The sequence below is a fragment of the Pedobacter psychrotolerans genome (assembly GCF_004340665.1).
GTDB classification, from domain to species: domain Bacteria; phylum Bacteroidota; class Bacteroidia; order Sphingobacteriales; family Sphingobacteriaceae; genus Pedobacter; species Pedobacter psychrotolerans.
In genome coordinates this window covers 28,466-46,198 of the sequence record NZ_SLWO01000001.1, presented here as the reverse complement: position 1 = coordinate 46,198, position 17,733 = coordinate 28,466, and the positions used below count along the sequence as shown (strand labels likewise).

Below are 17,733 nucleotides of genomic sequence, written 5' to 3'. Positions count from 1 at the left end.
TTAATTAAAATCCAACATTTATACCTAATAAAAATTGTCGAGGTGATGGATATACCCCTTGGTCAACTCCCGGAGCGGTAAAACCATCAGTAACCTGACTAACCTCCGGATCTACGCCCGTGTATTTAGTAATCGTAAATAAATTACTTGCAGCCACGTATATCCTAAACTTGCTGATATTTGCTTTGGATCCAAAAACTTTGGTAGGAATTGAATACCCAATCTGAAGGTTTTTAAGCCTTAAAAAACTACCATTTTGAATATAATAACTGGAAGAAGCAAATTCTACATCAGATGCGCCTGCATAAGCAGATGGAATAGTGCTGGTGGTGTTACTTGGGCTCCAGGCATTTAATAAACGAGTACTTTTAGCACCATCAAATGATGGGAAATCGGTAAAGTAACGGGTAGCTTCGAAGATATCATTACCTTGTACGCCATATAAAAAGGCCGTAATATCAAAATTATGATATGAGGCATTCAGGTTTACACCATAAGTAAAATCAGGATTTGGATTTCCAATTATAGTACGATCTTTCGGGTCGATAACACCATCACCATTAATATCCTGGTAACGTAAGCCACCTACGCGGGCACCAGTGTATGATGGGTTATTCTGAATATCTGCTGCACTTTGGTAAATCCCATTGGTTTTATACCCATAGAAAGAGCCAAAAGCTTCACCTTGCTGTAAAACACTGGTTTGCAAACTTCTGTAATTGCCATATACCTGATTAAAAATCCCAGGAGCAAGCTGGTCAATTTTATTTACGTTTCTTGAAAAGTTAACACCAATATCAAACTTAAATGGATTATCAGCTTTTCTGCCATAGTGATAGGCTACATTAAATTCAATCCCTTTATTGCTCATGTCACCAATATTAACAAATGGTGAACTTCCTCCACCTACTACGCTTGATGGCAAAGGCAGGTTATAAAGCATATCTGTCGTTTTCTTGTTGTACCAGTCTACCGATCCATCAAAAGCACCTTCAAATAAGGTAAAATCTATACCCACGTTTAAGGCTTTCAGGGATTCCCATTTCACATCTGAATTCAAATAAGCATTTTGCCATACTCCAGTAGTGAGTGTATTTCCACCTCCAGTTGCATAAGCCGCATTAGTGATCGAACTTTGGTACCTGTTGATATATTGATATGGCGGAATCCGCTGGTTACCAGTTTGTCCGTAACCCACACGAAGTTTTAAGTCACTTATCCATTTAACACTTTTTAAAAATTCTTCTTCTGATAATCTCCAGGCTACACTTCCAGCTGGATAGACACCATATTTATTTTCTGGACCAAAGTTGGATGATCCATCCCTCCGAACGGTTACACTTGCCAGATAGCGATCATTGAATGAATAATCTACTTTTCCAAAGATGGAGAAAAGGGAACCAATAGAACCTGTACTGGAGTTACTGATATTGGAAGATCCTGTATTCAGGTAATAGTAATCCTGATCACCTAATAAAAAGAAATCATTTCTTGATCCGTTTAATTGTCTGGATCTAGAACGGATCGCTTCAGTACCTACTAATACATTTAATTTATGCTTTTCATTAAAGGTAGCACTATAATTTAAAGTGTTAGACCAGGTCCATTCTGTATTGTAACCCTGATATTCACTTAAATTATTAGAGTTATTTCCTTCCGAAAATTCTAGGTTTGGATAACGCATAGACATTCCGTTATAATTTTCATAACGTATACCAAAATTTGTTCTGAATACTAAACCTTTAATAATATCCCCTTCGGCGAACATATTACCAAAAAAGAAATTGCTTTTGTTTACGTTATCTTTTGATCTATAAAGAACAGCCAAAGGATTTTCTGCATTTCCAAGCTGACTTCCACGGCTTCCGGCAAAATTTCCATTAATGTCATAAACCGGAATAATGGTGGGAATCCGGTAAGCCCAACCCAATGCACTTCCCTGATCTTGATAGCCACCTGGTGTATTTGGATTTACACCGAATCCATAGCCTTCAGAATAACTGTATTGTGCATTTTCGCCAAAACGAATGCGTTTATTAAATGCACTAACGGTAGTATTGGTACGAATATTATAGCGTTTGAAACCAGTATAATCTATTGTTCCCTTCTGATTAAGGTAACCGGCAGATAATGCATAGGTTGCATTTTCAGAACCTCCCGTTGCGCCCAGTTGATAATTTTGTACCGGAGCTGAACGTGTAATCTCGTCAAACCAGTTGGTTCCTTCTTTGTTGGCTTTGGTAATTTGGTAAAAAAGTGAAGGGTCACGGCTGTAATTATATCTGGATGGATCAGCATCTGCTCCTGTAACATCTTGGCCTAAAGCTGAACCTGCTACTAAATATTCGGGTAATACAGGTGTTGTTCCAGACCCATAGTTTCTACCTGCCGCAATTGCTTTTCCGGCGTTGGTATAGCTATCAAATACATATTGCGCATATTGTTGAGGATTCATCATTTCCGGAAAACTGCTTTTCCTTGGCACCTGTGTTCCATAATAAGAATCGACAGTGATTTTTGGTGCGCCAGATGTCCCTTTTCTGGTGGTAATAATTACGACACCGTTATTTGCCCTGGAGCCATAAATCGATGCTGAAGAAGCATCTTTCAGCACTTGCATACTTTCGATATCATTCTGGTTAAGCCAGGACAGTTTGCCTTCAAATGGCACACCATCAATTACATATAATGGCTCATTGTTATTAATGGTACTTGTTCCCCTGATTCGGATTTGTGGTGTAGAACCTGGTGCACCATCATTAATAATCTGAACACCAGTCGCTTTTCCTTGCAATGCCTCTACAGCACTAGCCGCTGGCTGGGCTTTCAAAACACCCATGTCTACTACTGCTACTGCACCGGTTAAATCCTTTTTACGTTGTGAGGAGTAACCGGTAACCACTACCTCAGTTAAATTGTTATTCTCTGCTTGTAATGTTACTGAAATATTGGTCTGGCTACCAACTGTTACCTCTTTATTGATAAATCCGATAAATGAAATTACGAGTACATCTGTTGGCTTTGCACTGATTGAAAATGCCCCATTGGCATCTGTTGTAGTACCTCCGGCTGCATTTTTAAGTTTAATTGTAGCACCTATAATAGGTAGCTGATCATCACTGGCAATAACTTTACCAGTAACTTTAGTTTGAGCAGTTGCGCCGATGGCAAACAACAAACCCAAGCACAGAAGAAGAAAGCCCCTCCTGAAAAAGGATAAATTTTGTGTCATAGTTTATATATTGGTTAGAAATTAGTTAGCGGTTTGATACTGCCTAAAAAATTAAGCAGGTTGGAATAATCAGACTTTTAGGATGAAAGCCTGAAGTGAAAGTCTCGATCTTGGCGAGTATTATAAGGATTTGGAAAAATGGCTCTACAATGGATAGAAGAATAGCCTCTCTGGTTAGATAAAGGTAGTTTCATAAAAAAATATATTTGGTTATTTAAAAATAAGTAGGCTTAATCATACTTAATACAGACTTAACTGCACACTCCTCCTCACAAACTGAATACAATTTAACAAAAATTAACATTCAAGCAAAAAATAATTAATTTAAATAAAATTTTAAATCGTTTTACCATCGTTTAAAAAATTACATAGGAGCGATTATCTCAAGCGCCTTCAAAATTATTTATTCTGGCTTTTCATTTATTTCTGTATCTTTGCTGCCGAAGCAGGAATAAGGGCTTGCCATTCTGAATGGCATATTCTCTCCGCAAGTTAGTCCTTCAACAAATGATCGTTCTAGCTTCTTCAATAAATATTACAAAAATTCATACATGTTATTCAAAGAATTAAACCTCATAGAGCCAATTTTACAGGCACTAGAGAAAGAAGGTTATACACAACCTACCCCTATACAGGAGCAATCCATCCCAACTATATTAAAAGGAAAAGATTTACTAGGCTGTGCGCAAACAGGAACAGGTAAAACTGCTGCCTTTGCCATCCCAATGTTGCAATTATTGCACGAAAAACACATCAACACCAAAGCTAACAAAAACATTAAAGCATTGGTTTTAACACCAACCCGTGAGCTTGCCATTCAAATTGAAGAAAGCTTCAAAGCTTATGGCAGTAATCTAAATTTACGTCGATTGGTAATTTTTGGAGGTGTAAATCAGCACTCACAAGTAGAAGCCCTTAGAAAAGGTATTGACATTTTGGTTGCAACACCAGGACGTTTATTGGATTTAATGAATCAGGGTTTCATTAGCTTAAGTAGCATTGAACTTTTTGTTCTGGATGAAGCAGATCGTATGTTAGATATGGGTTTCATTCATGATGTAAAAAAGGTGGTGGCAAAATTACCTGCTAAACGTCAGACGCTGTTTTTCTCGGCAACCATGCCTGATGAAATTCAGAAACTTGCCAATACTATTTTATCCAGTCCAACAAAAGTAGAAGTTACACCGATTTCTTCTACCGCTGAAACTATTGTGCAATCTGTTTATTTTGTTGATAAGCCTGATAAAAAGAAATTATTAATCCACCTGCTGGAAGATAAAAAGATTGAAACCGCATTAGTGTTTACACGTACGAAACATGGCGCTGACCGAATTGTAAAAGATTTAGCTCATGCCGGAATTAAATCTGCTGCCATTCATGGCAATAAATCGCAAAATGCCAGACAAAGGGCTTTAACTGATTTTAAAGATAGAAAGATTCGTGTATTAGTAGCGACCGATATTGCAGCCCGTGGTATTGATATTGATCAGTTATCTCACGTTTTCAATTATGAGTTACCTAATATACCAGAATCATACGTACATAGAATTGGACGTACAGGTCGTGCAGGTGCGAATGGAATTGCCATTTCTTTCTGTGATGCGGAAGAAAATGAATACTTACTGGATATCCAGAAACTGATTAAAATAACACTACCAGTTGTTGATGATCATCCTTATCCACTTAGCTGGGAAAGCATGCTGGCTAAAAACCAGATTAAGCGTAAACCTCAGGCACAATCGAAAGGTGGAGGCGGCGGTGGAAAAAGAAGCGGCGATGGAAATATGAGTGGTAAACCTCGGAATGCCAGCAACAACAGGAGATCTGGCGGAAATAGAAATAAAGCAAAAGCTTAACACTGTCTGTCATTCTGAACTTGATTCAGAATTCACTATAATTTAGATGCTGAAATAAATTCAGTATGACGATAAGTAAAAACCCGGATTGTAAATTACAGTCCGGGTTTTATTTTTTAACTGTTGTTTTGCGCTATCTATAAACGGTCATCATTGCCAGATTCTTCATCAGCTGTGGGTTTTTAAGCTTAAAGACCAAAGTAGAAAGACTAAAGCGAAAACCTACTTTGTTAAATAGCTTGGTTTTTGTTTTCAATGTTGCTTTGATATCTTTAATACGGTCGTCATTGCTGACAATGATGAGCACAAAAAGCCCCGATTCGCTATCTCACAAATCGGGGCTTTTATAAAATTTTGCAGGAAGCTTTTAGCTTTCTGCTTTTAGCTTAGACTACTACATTAATAATCTTTCCTTTAACAAAAATGATTTTCTTAGGTGCTTTGCCGTCCAGGAATTTCTGAAATTGTTCATTCGCAAGTAAAATTGCTTCTACTTCTGGCTGTGCCAAGGTTAAACTTAAATTCAGATTCATCTTCATTTTCCCATTCACAGAAACTGGATAAGCAAATTCATCTTCTACCAAGTGATCCGCATTAAAAGTAGGGAAAGCCGTATAAGATAAGCTTCCTGCCTCGTTACCCAATTGAACCCAAAGTTCTTCACAAATGTGTGGCGCATAAGGTGATAAAATCACTACCAGATCTTGCAGAATACTGCGCTTGTTACATTTTAAGTCTGTCAGTTCATTTACAGCAATCATAAAACTGGAAACTGAAGTGTTGAAAGAGAAACGCTCAATATCATCCTGTACTTTTTTAATGATTTTATGCAATGATTTCAACTCTGCTTTCGTAGGCTCAACATCAGAAACAGTAAATTCCCATGCCTCATTATGGAATAATCTCCAGAATTTACGTAAGAACTTAAATACGCCTTCAATCCCATTCGTATTCCAAGGTTTGCTTTGCTCCAACGGACCTAAGAACATTTCGTACATGCGCAAAGTATCGGCTCCGTAACGTTCAATCAAATCATCGGGATTAACCACGTTATAATAACTTTTTGACATTTTTTCTACCTCGAAACCGCAAATGTATTTTCCACCTTCAAGGCTAAACTCTGCATCTTTAAATTCTGGTCTCCATTCTTTAAATTTCTCTATATCTAAAACATCATTTTGTACAATATTCACATCAACACGCATGCTTTGAAATATTGAATTTGTTTCTCCATTAAGATGCCTTTTATATAATTCATAAATTTCTGCATCAAATTCAAGTCCGAAATCATTTAGCAGAGCTCGATAAGCTTCTTCCGTATTAGCTGTGACAGCAAAAGTGTCAACATATTTATCTTTAATATTTTTAGATACTAATTTATTACAGCCAATAAATCTATATATAAAATTACTCCTACCCTGAATCATCCCCTGGTTAATCAGTTTTTTGAAAGGTTCTTCTTCTTTGGTATACCCCAAATCTTTCAAAAATTTATTCCAGAAACGGCTGTACAATAAGTGACCGGTTGCATGTTCAGAACCACCAATGTATAAATCGACAGCCTTCCAATATTCAACCGCTTCTTTTGAAGCAAAATCGTTATTGTTATTGGCATCCATGTAACGGTACCAGTACCAGCTACTTCCTGCCCAACCCGGCATGGTGCTTAACTCATAATGACCACCATCTTTTGGCACCCAACCATCAGCTCTTGCCAAAGGCGGTTCTCCAGTTTCGGTTGGCAAATATTTATCAATTTCTGGTAAGATTAAAGGCAACTCTTCCTCCTTCAATAAATAAGGTAAACCATCTTTAAAGTAAACCGGAATTGGTTCTCCCCAATAACGCTGGCGACCAAAAATAGCATCACGCTGACGGAAGTTTACTTTTGCTTTTCCAACATTTTCTTCTTCTAACCAGTTATTTAATAATGGAACCGCTTCCTTATAAGTTAATCCATTAATAAAACCAGAATTAATATATTTTCCATCCTTGGTTGGGTCGGCTTGAATATCAATGTCTTTCTGTGCATCTAAAATTTGAATAATCGGTAAATTGAAATGCGTTGCAAATAACCAATCACGCTGATCGCCACTTGGCACACCCATTACCGCACCAGTTCCATAGCCTGCAAGTACATAATCTGCAATGTATAATGGAACGCGTTCGCCACTTACCGGATTAATCACATAGGTACCAGTAAAAGCACCTGAAACCGTTTTAGTATCCGCCATACGGTCTAATTCCGATTTCTTTTTAGTCTGCGCTATATAATTTTCTACTTCAGCTTTTTGTTCAGGCGTGGTCAATTCAGCAACCCATTCATGCTCTGGCGCTAACACCAGGTATGAAACACCGAAAATGGTATCTACACGAGTGGTGAAAACCTCAATGTAGTCAGAAGTCCGAAGTCCAGAGTCAGGAGTCTCATTCGTAGATCGTAAATCTTCAATCTTAAATCTAACTGATGCCCCAACACTTTTACCAATCCAGTTGCGTTGCATTTCTTTGATTGGCTCCGGCCAGTCGATGGTATCTAAACCTTGTAAAAGTCTTTCAGCATAAGCGGTAATTCTCATGCTCCACTGCATCATTTTCTTCTGCTCTACCGGAAAACCGCCACGTTCCGAAAAACCATCTTTTACTTCATCATTCGCTAAAACCGTTCCTAAAGCCGGGCACCAGTTCACAGTACTCTCTCTTAAATAGGTTAAGCGGTATTTCAATAATTCTGTTTGCTTTTCTTCTTCCGTAAAGGTTGCCCAATCACTCGGCATGAAAGATTTTACATCTTCATCGCAAGCAGCTTTTACATCTGCAGAACCCGAAGCATTAAATTTTTCAATTAAAGTGGTAATATCTTCTGCACGATCATTTTCAAGGTTATACCATGAATTGAATAATTGCATAAAAATCCACTGCGTCCATTTGTAGTATGATGGCTCACTGGTGCGCACTTCACGACTCCAGTCAAAAGAGAAGCCAATCTGATCTAACTGGCGACGGTAAGTAGAAATATTTGCTTCTGTAGTAATGGCCGGATGCTGACCGGTTTGTATGGCATATTGTTCTGCTGGCAAACCAAAAGAATCATAGCCCATTGGATGTAAAACATTGAAGCCTTTAAGGCGTTTGTATCTCGAAAAAATATCTGATGCAATGTAACCCAGTGGGTGACCAACGTGCAAACCTGCTCCAGATGGGTAAGGAAACATATCTAGCACGTAATACTTAGGCTTTTCAGAATTGCTTTCGGCTTTAAACGTTTGATTGTCTGCCCAGAATTTCTGCCACTTTTGTTCTATTTCTTTGAATTGGTAATCCATTGCAAGTTTTAAATTTTTAAAGGAGCGAAAATACGGAAATTAAGGGGCTTAGTAAAACCAAAAACAAGTTAAAACGTTAAGTTATTTATTATTATCTTCGTTAATCAAAATGAGTGGTTATGACACATATCACAATCGAAAATAAAAAATACGTACTCATCCCCGAAGAAAGCTACAAAGCGCTGCAAAAGTCTGCAGCTTTAAAACATCATCCTGAAAAAACTTTTTCCATTGCTGGAGCGAGAGCGCTTAGCAAAAAGTTAATCAGGAAATGGTCAGCAGAAAAATAACAATCAAAGAATCTGTTGTCGAAAGTATTGCTGCAATTTCTTGGTATATAGAATCAGAAGGCTTACCTGCTACTGCTGAAAAATTTGCAGATCGCGTATATGATTTTATAGAGAAGTTAGCGGACAGCAGAAAACGATATAGATCTTGTCGCGACCCAGAACGGATTTTGATGGGCTATAAGTGTATAGTTTATGAAAAGAAATATACCATCGTTCTAATCGAATTTGATACAGAAATAATTATTTGTGAGTTTTTGCCCTCTAAAACAATTTATTGGTAATTTAAGACTTCTAAAAAAGCGCCATTGGCTATTAATAACCAATGGCGCAAACAAACACTAGGGAATTAGATCTTATCGGGTGAGGTAATAGACCTTCACAATATTGGTTTTATCTATTTTAGCAGTAAACTGAAATTGCGATTGTGTCAGGCTATTAACGGTTGCATTTGAAACGCCTTCAGGAAAAGACATTACAAAATCATCTCCAAGAGAAGCCGTATAAGTACCAATCGTGCGTTGGTTATTTAAGCTTAATTCTACTTGGTCATCATTATCAGCCTTGAAATCGATATAATCATTAATGGTATAATTAAATGTTCCATTAAGGGATGGGTTTGTGTTTCCGGAGACTTCAATTTTATTGACAGTCCATTTACCCATCACACGGGCTTTTAAAGAGGTAGTATCCTTTTTACAAGAAAATAATGCTGTTGCAACAATAAGTAATAAGCCAATTACAGTAATTTGTTTTTTCATTAAGGGTAGGTTTAAGTTTTTACTAAATTATAAACGACCTATCTCTGGATTTCGTACCGATTTTGAAAATTTATAGCTAAGATGCATCCGTTTCCCAGTAAACTAAATCGCCGCTCAGGGCGTTAATATTCAATTAGAATAGCTTTATATTGGTGTTTATCAGGTATAATTTATATTTTCGCAAAAACAAAATTGAAATACATGGAAGAATTCGAAGTAAGTGACGCATCTAAGAAAACCAAAACAGTATATATCTCTACGATAATTAGTATTGCACTGGTTTTATTAATGCTGGGACTACTTGGGTTGGTACTTGTACACGCCAAAAATCTGTCTAATTACGTAAAAGAAAATATTGTTTTAAATATTATTGTTGATGAGGGTGCAAAAGAAACGGATGTTCTGGCTTTTCAAAAAGAATTAAACGCCAACCGTGCCGTTAAACAAACGCAATATGTAAATAAAGAACTTGCGGCAAGAAATCTAACTCAGGATTTAGGTGAAGATTTTGTTAACTTTTTAGGTTACAATCCACTTACATCTACCTTTGATGTGTATTTGAAAGCCGAATATGCCAATAATAAAAGCATAGAGACTTTAAAAGCAAACATCGCTAAAAACCCAGTTGTAAAAGAAGTGGTTTATCAGAGTTCTTTAATTGATATGGTTAATAAAAATATCAATACCATCGGCTTAATTATTCTGGCTTTTGCAGTGTTGCTTTTAGTTATTGCAATCGCCCTAATTAATAACACCATACGTTTAGCAATCTATTCTCAGAGATTTTTAATTAAAAGTATGCAACTCGTTGGTGCAACGAAAAATTTTATCCGACGTCCTTTTCTATTGTATGCGGCCTTGCATGGTTTAATTGCTGCATTTATTGCAATCATTATTTTGTTAGCGACATTGATTTATGCACGAAAAGAAGTTCCTGAAATTATCATTCTGAACAATTACAAAGAATTTGGCTTCGTATTCGTGGGCTTAATTTTAATGGGCATATTTATTACAGGCATTAGCACCTGGTTTGCAGTTAGCAGGTATTTACGTTTAAAATCTTACAATCTTTATAGATAATGGCATTAGAAAAAAAGACAAGTCCGGTTACGAAGGACGTAAAAAGCGAATTGGTTTTTACCAAAAAAAATTATCAGTTACTTTTAATCAGCATTGCAATTGTAGCGGTAGGCTTCATTTTAATGATGGGTACAACTGGTGATATTTATGATTTTAGAAGAACTTTACTGGCACCACTTGTTGTGCTTTTTGGTTTTGCCTTCGGAATTTATGCGATCTTAAAGAAATAACTTTTGCTTTAAATAAAGTCTTTTTTTAACTTTAAGGTATGACAACTACTAATTTGCAAATAGAAATAAATTCCTTGCCTATGAATCTTAGACAAGAAGTGGCAGATTTTGTTGAATTCTTAAAAACTAAAAACATAAACAAACCAAAATTAAAGTCACGAGAATTTGGTTATGCAAAAGGTAAAATCAAATTAGCTGATGATTTTGATGAACCATTAGAAATGTTTTCAGATTACATTTAATGGCTTTTTTGTTAGATACACACACTTTCCTGTGGTTTGTTGAAGGTAATGATGAATTGCCTGCTTCAATAAAGAAAAAGATATTAGACATCAATAAATCTTGTTTTATCAGCATTGCTTCACTTTGGGAAATTGCAATTAAAAAACAGATTGGAAAACTCAATTTAAACATCGGTTTTGATGAATTATTTAGATTTGCAGAAAGAAATCAAATTGAAATAATTTCAATTAATGAAGCACATCTAACTACATTACTAAATCTCGACTTTTTCAACAATGACCCTTTTGATAGAATTATAGTATCTCAAGCGATCTCAGAAGATTTAATGCTCCTATCCAGAGATAATAAATTAAAAAGCTATAAAGTAAAATTACAGTGGGGTTAACCCATACAAACCTATTATGAACTATTTCCATGCCATTGTCCTTGCTGTTATCGAAGGACTAACGGAATTTTTGCCTGTTTCTAGTACCGGACATATGATTGTTGCCTCATCTTTTATGGGCATTGCAAGCGACCCGTTCGTTAAGCTTTTTACGATTGCTATACAATTAGGTGCCATACTTTCGGTGCTGGTTTTATACTTTAAAAGATTTTTCAAATCCATTAATTTTTACATCAAACTTCTTGTTGCTTTTATTCCGGCGGCAGTTTTTGGTTTATTGCTTAGCAAAAAGATAGATGAGCTTTTGGAAAGTCCGATGGCGGTAGGTATTTCGTTATTGGTTGGAGGAATAATTCTATTATTTGTTGATAAATGGTTTAACAAACCCACCATTAATGAAGAAGAAGAAATAAATTATCTAACGGCTTTAAAAATTGGCTTCTTTCAATGCATAGCCATGATTCCAGGAGTTTCACGCTCAGGAGCAACCATTATAGGCGGGATGAGCCAGAAATTAAGCAGAAAATTAGCTGCAGAATTTTCATTCTTTTTAGCCGTACCAACCATGTTTGCCGCCACAGGTAAAAAACTATTTGACTTTTATAAAGAAGGAAATACCATTTCTCATGATCAAGTTAATCTTTTAATTATTGGGAATGTAATTGCTTTCATTGTAGCACTTTTAGCTATTAAAAGTTTTATCGGCTTCTTAAATAAACATGGCTTTAGGGTATTTGGCTGGTATCGTATTATTGCTGGATTAATCATCATTATTCTATTGTACACCGGGCATAACTTGCAAGTGATATAATCAGTATCTTTGCGCAAAAAAGATTTGTGAGTACAGAAAATTCAAAGTTTAAAGATTTCAATTTTGCCGAGGGCGAACTGCTTTTAATTAACAAACCCTACAAATGGACTTCATTTGATGTGGTTGGCAAAATCCGGAATTCTTTAAAGCCATTAAAACTAAAAGTCGGTCATGCGGGTACGTTAGATCCACTAGCTACCGGTTTATTAATCATTTGTACAGGTAAATTAACCAAGCAAATAGATACCTTTCAGGCAGAAGAAAAGGAATATACCGGAACCATGATCTTAGGCGCCACCACTCCATCATTTGACATGGAAACGGAGGTTGATCAAACCTTTGACATTTCATCCATCACACCTGAACAGATATATAACGCTATATCACCGTTTACAGGAGATATTGAGCAATATCCGCCTGCACATTCAGCAGTAAAAATAAATGGTGAACGTTTATATGTAAAGGCTCGCTTAGGGGAAGCTGTCGAGTTACGTAAACGTTTTGTTAGTGTTCCTGAATTTGAAATCACCAGAATTGAGTTGCCAGAGGTTGATTTCCGGATTGTTTGCAGCAAAGGCACTTATATTAGATCATTAGTTTCTGATTTTGGAAAAGCATTAAATAATGGCGCCTATTTATCAAAACTCACCCGAACAAGAAGTGGAAACTTTTTGCTTTCAAATTCGTTTGAGGTTCTAGAGCTTGTTAATTATATTCGCAGCAAGAAAGAGGAAATTAAAATTCAGGAATAAACATGAACCGAATCAAAAACAAGAATGCCCGGTACGCAAAAGAAATAATTTTGATTGCTGCAGGGGTAACTTCAGCTTGTTTTGGTTTAAAAAGTTTTCTGATGCCCAGTCATTTTATAGACGGTGGTGTTACAGGTATTTCCTTACTTTTGAGCACATTAACCGGCTGGAACCTCTCCTACCTCATCGTCATTATTAACATTCCGTTTGTTATACTTGGTTTCAGGCAAATTGGAAAAGGTTTTGCCATTAAAACGGCAATAGCCATTGCTGCGTTATCTCTGGCTTTGATTTTTCTTCCTTTCCAACCCATTACGCATGATAAACTACTGATTGCCTTCTTTGGTGGTTTGTTTTTGGGCGCAGGAATTGGCTTAGCCATGCGGGGTGGTTGTGTGATTGATGGCACAGAAGTACTGGCGCTTTACATCAGTAAAAACAGTATCCTCACTGTAGGGAATATTATCCTGATTTTAAACATCATCATCTTTGCCTTTGCAGCATACTTTCTGAATATCGAAACTTCACTGTACGCCATATTAACTTATTTATCAGCCTCTTATACTATTGATTTTATTATAAATGGAATAGAGCAATATACAGGGGTAACCATTATTTCAGAACATCAGGAGGAGATAAAAGATTATATCATTACAGAAATGAAACGTGGTGTAACCATTTATAAAGGAGAAGGCGGTTATGGAGAAAGAAAAGATATCGACATTCTTTTCACGGTGGTAACCAAATTGGAAATGAGCAAATTGCAAACAGCTATCAGAAATATAGATTCCGATGCCTTTGTAATACAACAACAGATTGCCGATTTAAAAGGTGGCGTAGTAAAGCGCCATGCTTTGCATTAATAAATATAATTATAGAAATTTGGGCGTGTCCCCAAGCTACGCAAGGGGTCGGGCTGTACGCTAAATCTTTTTCGTTTTCATTTCACTGATGTTACCGATGGAAAACGAAAAAGTATACCGCTTCCATCCCTCACGCAAAACCCATAGTTTAAAAGATTATTCCATTGAAAATATACCATAACCTATCAGAATTTACTAAGCTTAACAATGCAATAGTAACCATCGGCACTTTCGATGGAGTTCATTTCGGGCACCAGAAAATTATCAGACAGCTGGTTGCCAAAGCAAAATCAGATCATGGCGAAAGCGTTATTTTAACCTTTTTCCCACATCCAAGACTGATCATTGACCCTGAAAATCAGGATCTAAAAATGATCAATACCATAAATGAAAAAGCAGAAATACTTAAAAGCCTTGGCGTTGATCATTTAATTATCACGCCCTTTACACGCGATTTTTCTAATCTGCTTCCTGATGATTATATCAAAAACATATTGGTTAATCACATCGGCACTAAGCATATTATCATTGGTTACGATCATCGTTTTGGAAAAGATCGTACCGGGAATCTGACAGATTTAAAAGCTGCAGGTACTCATTTCGGTTTTTCAGTAGAAGAAATTATGGAACAGGATATTCACGATGTAGCAGTAAGCTCAACAAAGATCAGGCAGGCAATCCTGGATGGAGATGTTAGCCTGGCATCTGATTACCTGGGTTATTCATTTTCTATTTTTGGCCGTGTAATTAAGGGGGATAAAATTGGCAGAACAATAGGTTTTCCAACCGCTAACATTTTTGTTGAGGAAACATATAAGCTTATCCCTGGCGATGGCATTTACGCTGTAACTGTTGAGATGAGTTGCAAATCAGGTGATGAGCAACAAACGCCAAATACCAAACACCTAACTTTTAAAGGCATGGCATATATTGGTCAGAGGCCAACTATTAATGGGATGACCAGAAATATTGAAGTGAATATCTTCGATTTCAATCAGGAAATTTATGGTCAGGATATCAAAATGAACTTCTTAAAATTTCTGCGCCACGATGTGAAGTTTACTGGTTTGGATGCACTTAAAGTACAATTGCAAAAAGATAAAGAAGAAACTCTTAATTACTTTTCCTCTCTTTAACTCAGTAAAATATAAACTTTAACCTTTCAAAAAGCCTCATTTTTCGCTATATTAGCGGCAATGAGGCTTTTTTATACCATCGTTCTGTTCACAACACTGGTAAGTTTTGCAAGCTTTGCATCACCTAAAAAAAGAAATGCACCAAAAATGCTGATTGGACAAATCACCGCCATTTCTCCAAAAATCAGCTTACAACATCATACAGGTATCCAGTCAGACGGTGAAAGTTTGCAGAAAGACTTCATTAATCATACACTAACTAATTTTTTTTTAGATGCTTTAGTTGTTTTAACCCTGTCTTTCTCTTTTTCGCTTTTTGTTAACCGGAATAACACCGTTTTAAAGCGATTAAAATATAATTATTGGTGTTTGCTCAACATGCTTTATCCACAACACGCTTTCTGGTAAGCATAAGAATAATCACCACAATCATGTGGAATAAAGACAGCCGATTAGCCCGGAAATCATTTTACCAACATACCGATTACCATCAATGCATTTACCAGATTTAATTGCCGATTTAGGATTAATCCTAACCGCAGCAGGGATTACCACCCTTATATTTAAAAAAATTAAGCAGCCTTTAGTATTGGGCTATATTTTAGCGGGCTTACTCGTTGGCCCACATTTAGATTTTTTTCCATCCGTAACTGATACCAAGAACATCAGCATCTGGGGTGAAATTGGCGTGATCTTCTTACTGTTTAGTTTAGGCTTAGAATTCAGTTTTAAAAAACTAGTTAAGGTTGGAGGCTCAGCATCGATTACAGCCGTAGTTGAAGTTGTTTTTATGCTATTAATTGGTTTTTCTGCCGGTAAACTCATGGGCTGGAAAACCATGGATAGTATTTTTCTTGGTGGTATACTATCTGTTTCCTCTACTACCATCATCATCAGGGCTTTTGAAGAACTTGGCGTAAAACATAAAAAATTTGCCGGACTTGTTTTTGGTGTACTTATCGTAGAAGATTTAGTAGCCATTTTATTGCTTGTTTTGCTTTCTACACTTGCTGTAAGCCAGCAATTTGCAGGCAGTGAAATGCTAATTTCAATCTTAAAACTGGCATTTTTCTTAGTTCTTTGGTTTTTAGGTGGGATATTTCTGATTCCATCTTTCCTTAAAGCAACGAGGAAACTGATGAATGATGAAACCATGTTGGTGGTTTCTTTGGCCCTGTGTTTAGTGATGGTTCTTTTAGCAGTAAAAGTCGGATTTTCTCCGGCTTTGGGGGCCTTTATTATGGGATCCATCCTAGCCGAAACCACTCAGGCTGAAAAAATAGAACACCTAACCAAATCAGTAAAAGATTTATTTGCTGCAGTCTTCTTCGTTTCAGTGGGTATGCTGATTGATCCAAAAATTCTGATAGATTATGGTTTACCCATCTTAATTATAACATTAGCAACAATTTTAGGTAAGTTCCTGAGTTCAGGTCTCGGTGCATTACTCTCTGGCCAACCCCTTAAAACCTCTGTTCAGGCCGGGTTAAGTTTGGCGCAGATTGGTGAATTTTCTTTCATCATTGCCACATTGGGATTAACCCTTAAGGTAACCAGCGATTTCCTTTACCCCATCGCCGTTGCAGTATCAGCAATTACCACTTTTACAACACCCTACCTGATTAAACACTCTGAAACTTTCTACAATTTTTTAAATAGAATTTTGCCTAAAAAGTGGCTCGAAGGAATTTCCCGATATAGCTCCAGCACGGCTGGAATCACTACACTGAGCGATTGGAAAATTCTCCTGCGCAGTTACGCATTCAATACCATCATTCACTCTGTAATTATAGTAGCCGTTATTTTTCTCGCATCGCGATATATTCAGCCGTTTATTGCCACCAACATGGTAAATGGCTTAAAATCAACAATTATCAGCCTGGTGGTTTCTTTTATCATCATGGCACCTTTTTTATGGGCCTTATCCATCAGAAGGATTCAGAAAACAGCTTACTCACACTTGTGGCTGAATAAAAAATATACCCGTGGCCCGTTAATTGCCATTGAGGTATTTAGAATTGCGCTAGGCATATTTTTCGTTGGTTTTTTAATGTATCAGTTTTTCGACACTTGGGTTGCTGCCGGAATTGCCCTGGCTTTAATCGTACTGATGATGTTTATCTTCTCCAGAAAACTGCAGACTTTTTATAATACGCTCGAAAAGCGTTTCATTTTAAACCTGAATGCCAGGGAAAACCAAAAACCAGATATTCTACCCTGGGATACTCACCTGGCAGAATTAACGGTTTCTCCGGAATCTGAAGTGGTAGGTCAAACCCTCGCCAGCCTAATGATTCGTGAAAAATTTGGTGTCAACATCGCTATGATTGAGCGTGGGAGAAACAGTATCCCGACACCTGGAAGGGATGAAAGACTTTATCCAAATGATAAATTATTGCTCATCGGCGCAGACGATCAACTGGCAGCAGTTAAAGCGATTTTAGAAGTAGATATACCGGAAACAGAAAGCGAGAAAAACTTCCCTGATAAGGAAATGGCTTTACAAAAAGTTGTGGTTAATCTGGAATCTCCTGTTTATGGATTAAGCATTAGAAACGCAGGAATAAGAGAAAAAGCACAGGCACTTATTGTTGGAATCGAACGCGGAACAGAACGAATTTTAAATCCATCGTCTGATTTCATTTTTGACAATGGTGATATCATTTGGATAGTAGGAAATAATAAGAAAATTAAAGAGGTACTTTAATTAACTAATTTGTCTTTATACATGATACTTACATCTTGATACTAATTTTATATCTTCGCATACA

The 17,733-nt window shown here is 36.8% G+C and carries 16 protein-coding genes; 13 read left to right on the top strand and 3 right to left on the bottom strand.

Translation table 11 applies throughout. From position 1 onward, the window contains the following. Positions 1 to 4: 4 nt before the first annotated feature. Complete coding sequence (locus tag EV200_RS00195; protein WP_132528823.1) at positions 5 to 3,232, bottom strand: SusC/RagA family TonB-linked outer membrane protein; 3,228 nt, start codon at positions 3,230 to 3,232, stop codon at positions 5 to 7. Between the two features lie 551 nt (positions 3,233 to 3,783). On the opposite strand from EV200_RS00195, the gene EV200_RS00190 reads away from it, so the two are divergent. Continuing rightward, positions 3,784 to 5,088, top strand: a complete 1,305-nt coding sequence (locus tag EV200_RS00190) for a DEAD/DEAH box helicase (protein WP_132528822.1) — start codon at positions 3,784 to 3,786, stop codon at positions 5,086 to 5,088. Between the two features lie 386 nt (positions 5,089 to 5,474). On the opposite strand, the gene EV200_RS00185 is transcribed toward EV200_RS00190, so the two are convergent. Then, a complete protein-coding gene (locus EV200_RS00185) occupies positions 5,475 to 8,414 on the bottom strand; it encodes a leucine--tRNA ligase (protein WP_132528821.1) in 2,940 nt (979 codons plus the stop codon). A 119-nt stretch (positions 8,415 to 8,533) separates the two neighbouring features. On the opposite strand from EV200_RS00185, the gene EV200_RS21670 reads away from it, so the two are divergent. Next, complete coding sequence (locus EV200_RS21670; protein WP_165877823.1) at positions 8,534 to 8,704, top strand: hypothetical protein; 171 nt, start codon at positions 8,534 to 8,536, stop codon at positions 8,702 to 8,704. Further along, positions 8,686 to 8,985 carry a type II toxin-antitoxin system RelE/ParE family toxin gene (locus EV200_RS00180; RefSeq protein WP_132528820.1) on the top strand — a complete coding sequence of 100 codons (300 nt, stop codon included), beginning with the start codon at positions 8,686 to 8,688 and terminating at the stop codon, positions 8,983 to 8,985. Before EV200_RS21670 ends, EV200_RS00180 begins: the two co-directional genes overlap by 19 nt. A gap of 72 nt (positions 8,986 to 9,057) precedes the next feature. Here the strand turns inward: EV200_RS00180 and EV200_RS00175 are convergent, their stop codons facing one another. Further along, entirely contained in the window at positions 9,058 to 9,462 is a 405-nt protein-coding gene (locus EV200_RS00175) for a lipocalin family protein (RefSeq protein WP_132528819.1), read from the bottom strand. A gap of 201 nt (positions 9,463 to 9,663) precedes the next feature. Here EV200_RS00175 and EV200_RS00170 point away from each other — a divergent pair, with 201 nt between their 5' ends. The 10 genes from EV200_RS00170 to EV200_RS00125 all read left to right on the top strand — a co-directional run bounded on the left by EV200_RS00170 (position 9,664) and on the right by EV200_RS00125 (position 17,669). Next, the gene (locus tag EV200_RS00170; RefSeq protein WP_132528818.1) at positions 9,664 to 10,542 is read left to right on the top strand and encodes a cell division protein FtsX; all 879 of its coding nucleotides are present in this window, start codon (positions 9,664 to 9,666) and stop codon (positions 10,540 to 10,542) included. Further along, positions 10,542 to 10,772, top strand: a complete 231-nt coding sequence (locus EV200_RS00165; protein WP_029284117.1) for a DUF3098 domain-containing protein — start codon at positions 10,542 to 10,544, stop codon at positions 10,770 to 10,772. The genes EV200_RS00170 and EV200_RS00165 overlap by 1 nt, the downstream gene beginning before the upstream one ends. Before the next feature lie 38 nt (positions 10,773 to 10,810). Further along, positions 10,811 to 11,014, top strand: coding sequence for a type II toxin-antitoxin system VapB family antitoxin (vapB, locus tag EV200_RS00160; RefSeq protein WP_132528817.1), 204 nt, complete (start codon positions 10,811 to 10,813; stop codon positions 11,012 to 11,014). Next, a complete protein-coding gene (locus tag EV200_RS00155) occupies positions 11,014 to 11,400 on the top strand; it encodes a type II toxin-antitoxin system VapC family toxin (RefSeq protein WP_132528816.1) in 387 nt (128 codons plus the stop codon). Before vapB ends, EV200_RS00155 begins: the two co-directional genes overlap by 1 nt. 16 nt (positions 11,401 to 11,416) lie before the next feature. Further along, a complete protein-coding gene (locus tag EV200_RS00150) occupies positions 11,417 to 12,211 on the top strand; it encodes an undecaprenyl-diphosphate phosphatase (RefSeq protein ID WP_132528815.1) in 795 nt (264 codons plus the stop codon). Positions 12,212 to 12,237: 26 nt separating this feature from the next. Next, positions 12,238 to 12,963 (top strand): tRNA pseudouridine(55) synthase TruB, encoded by a 726-nt coding sequence (truB, locus tag EV200_RS00145; protein WP_029284121.1) that lies wholly within the window; start codon positions 12,238 to 12,240, stop codon positions 12,961 to 12,963. 2 nt (positions 12,964 to 12,965) lie between these two features. Then, positions 12,966 to 13,826, top strand: a complete 861-nt coding sequence (locus EV200_RS00140; RefSeq protein ID WP_132528814.1) for a YitT family protein — start codon at positions 12,966 to 12,968, stop codon at positions 13,824 to 13,826. Positions 13,827 to 13,990: 164 nt separating this feature from the next. After that, positions 13,991 to 14,962: a bifunctional riboflavin kinase/FAD synthetase gene (locus EV200_RS00135; RefSeq protein ID WP_132528813.1), complete on the top strand. Its 972-nt coding sequence runs from the start codon at positions 13,991 to 13,993 to the stop codon at positions 14,960 to 14,962. A gap of 60 nt (positions 14,963 to 15,022) precedes the next feature. Further along, positions 15,023 to 15,370 carry a hypothetical protein gene (locus EV200_RS00130; protein ID WP_132528812.1) on the top strand — a complete coding sequence of 116 codons (348 nt, stop codon included), beginning with the start codon at positions 15,023 to 15,025 and terminating at the stop codon, positions 15,368 to 15,370. 85 nt (positions 15,371 to 15,455) lie between these two features. Continuing rightward, positions 15,456 to 17,669: a cation:proton antiporter domain-containing protein gene (locus EV200_RS00125; protein WP_132528811.1), complete on the top strand. Its 2,214-nt coding sequence runs from the start codon at positions 15,456 to 15,458 to the stop codon at positions 17,667 to 17,669. Positions 17,670 to 17,733: the final 64 nt, after the last annotated feature.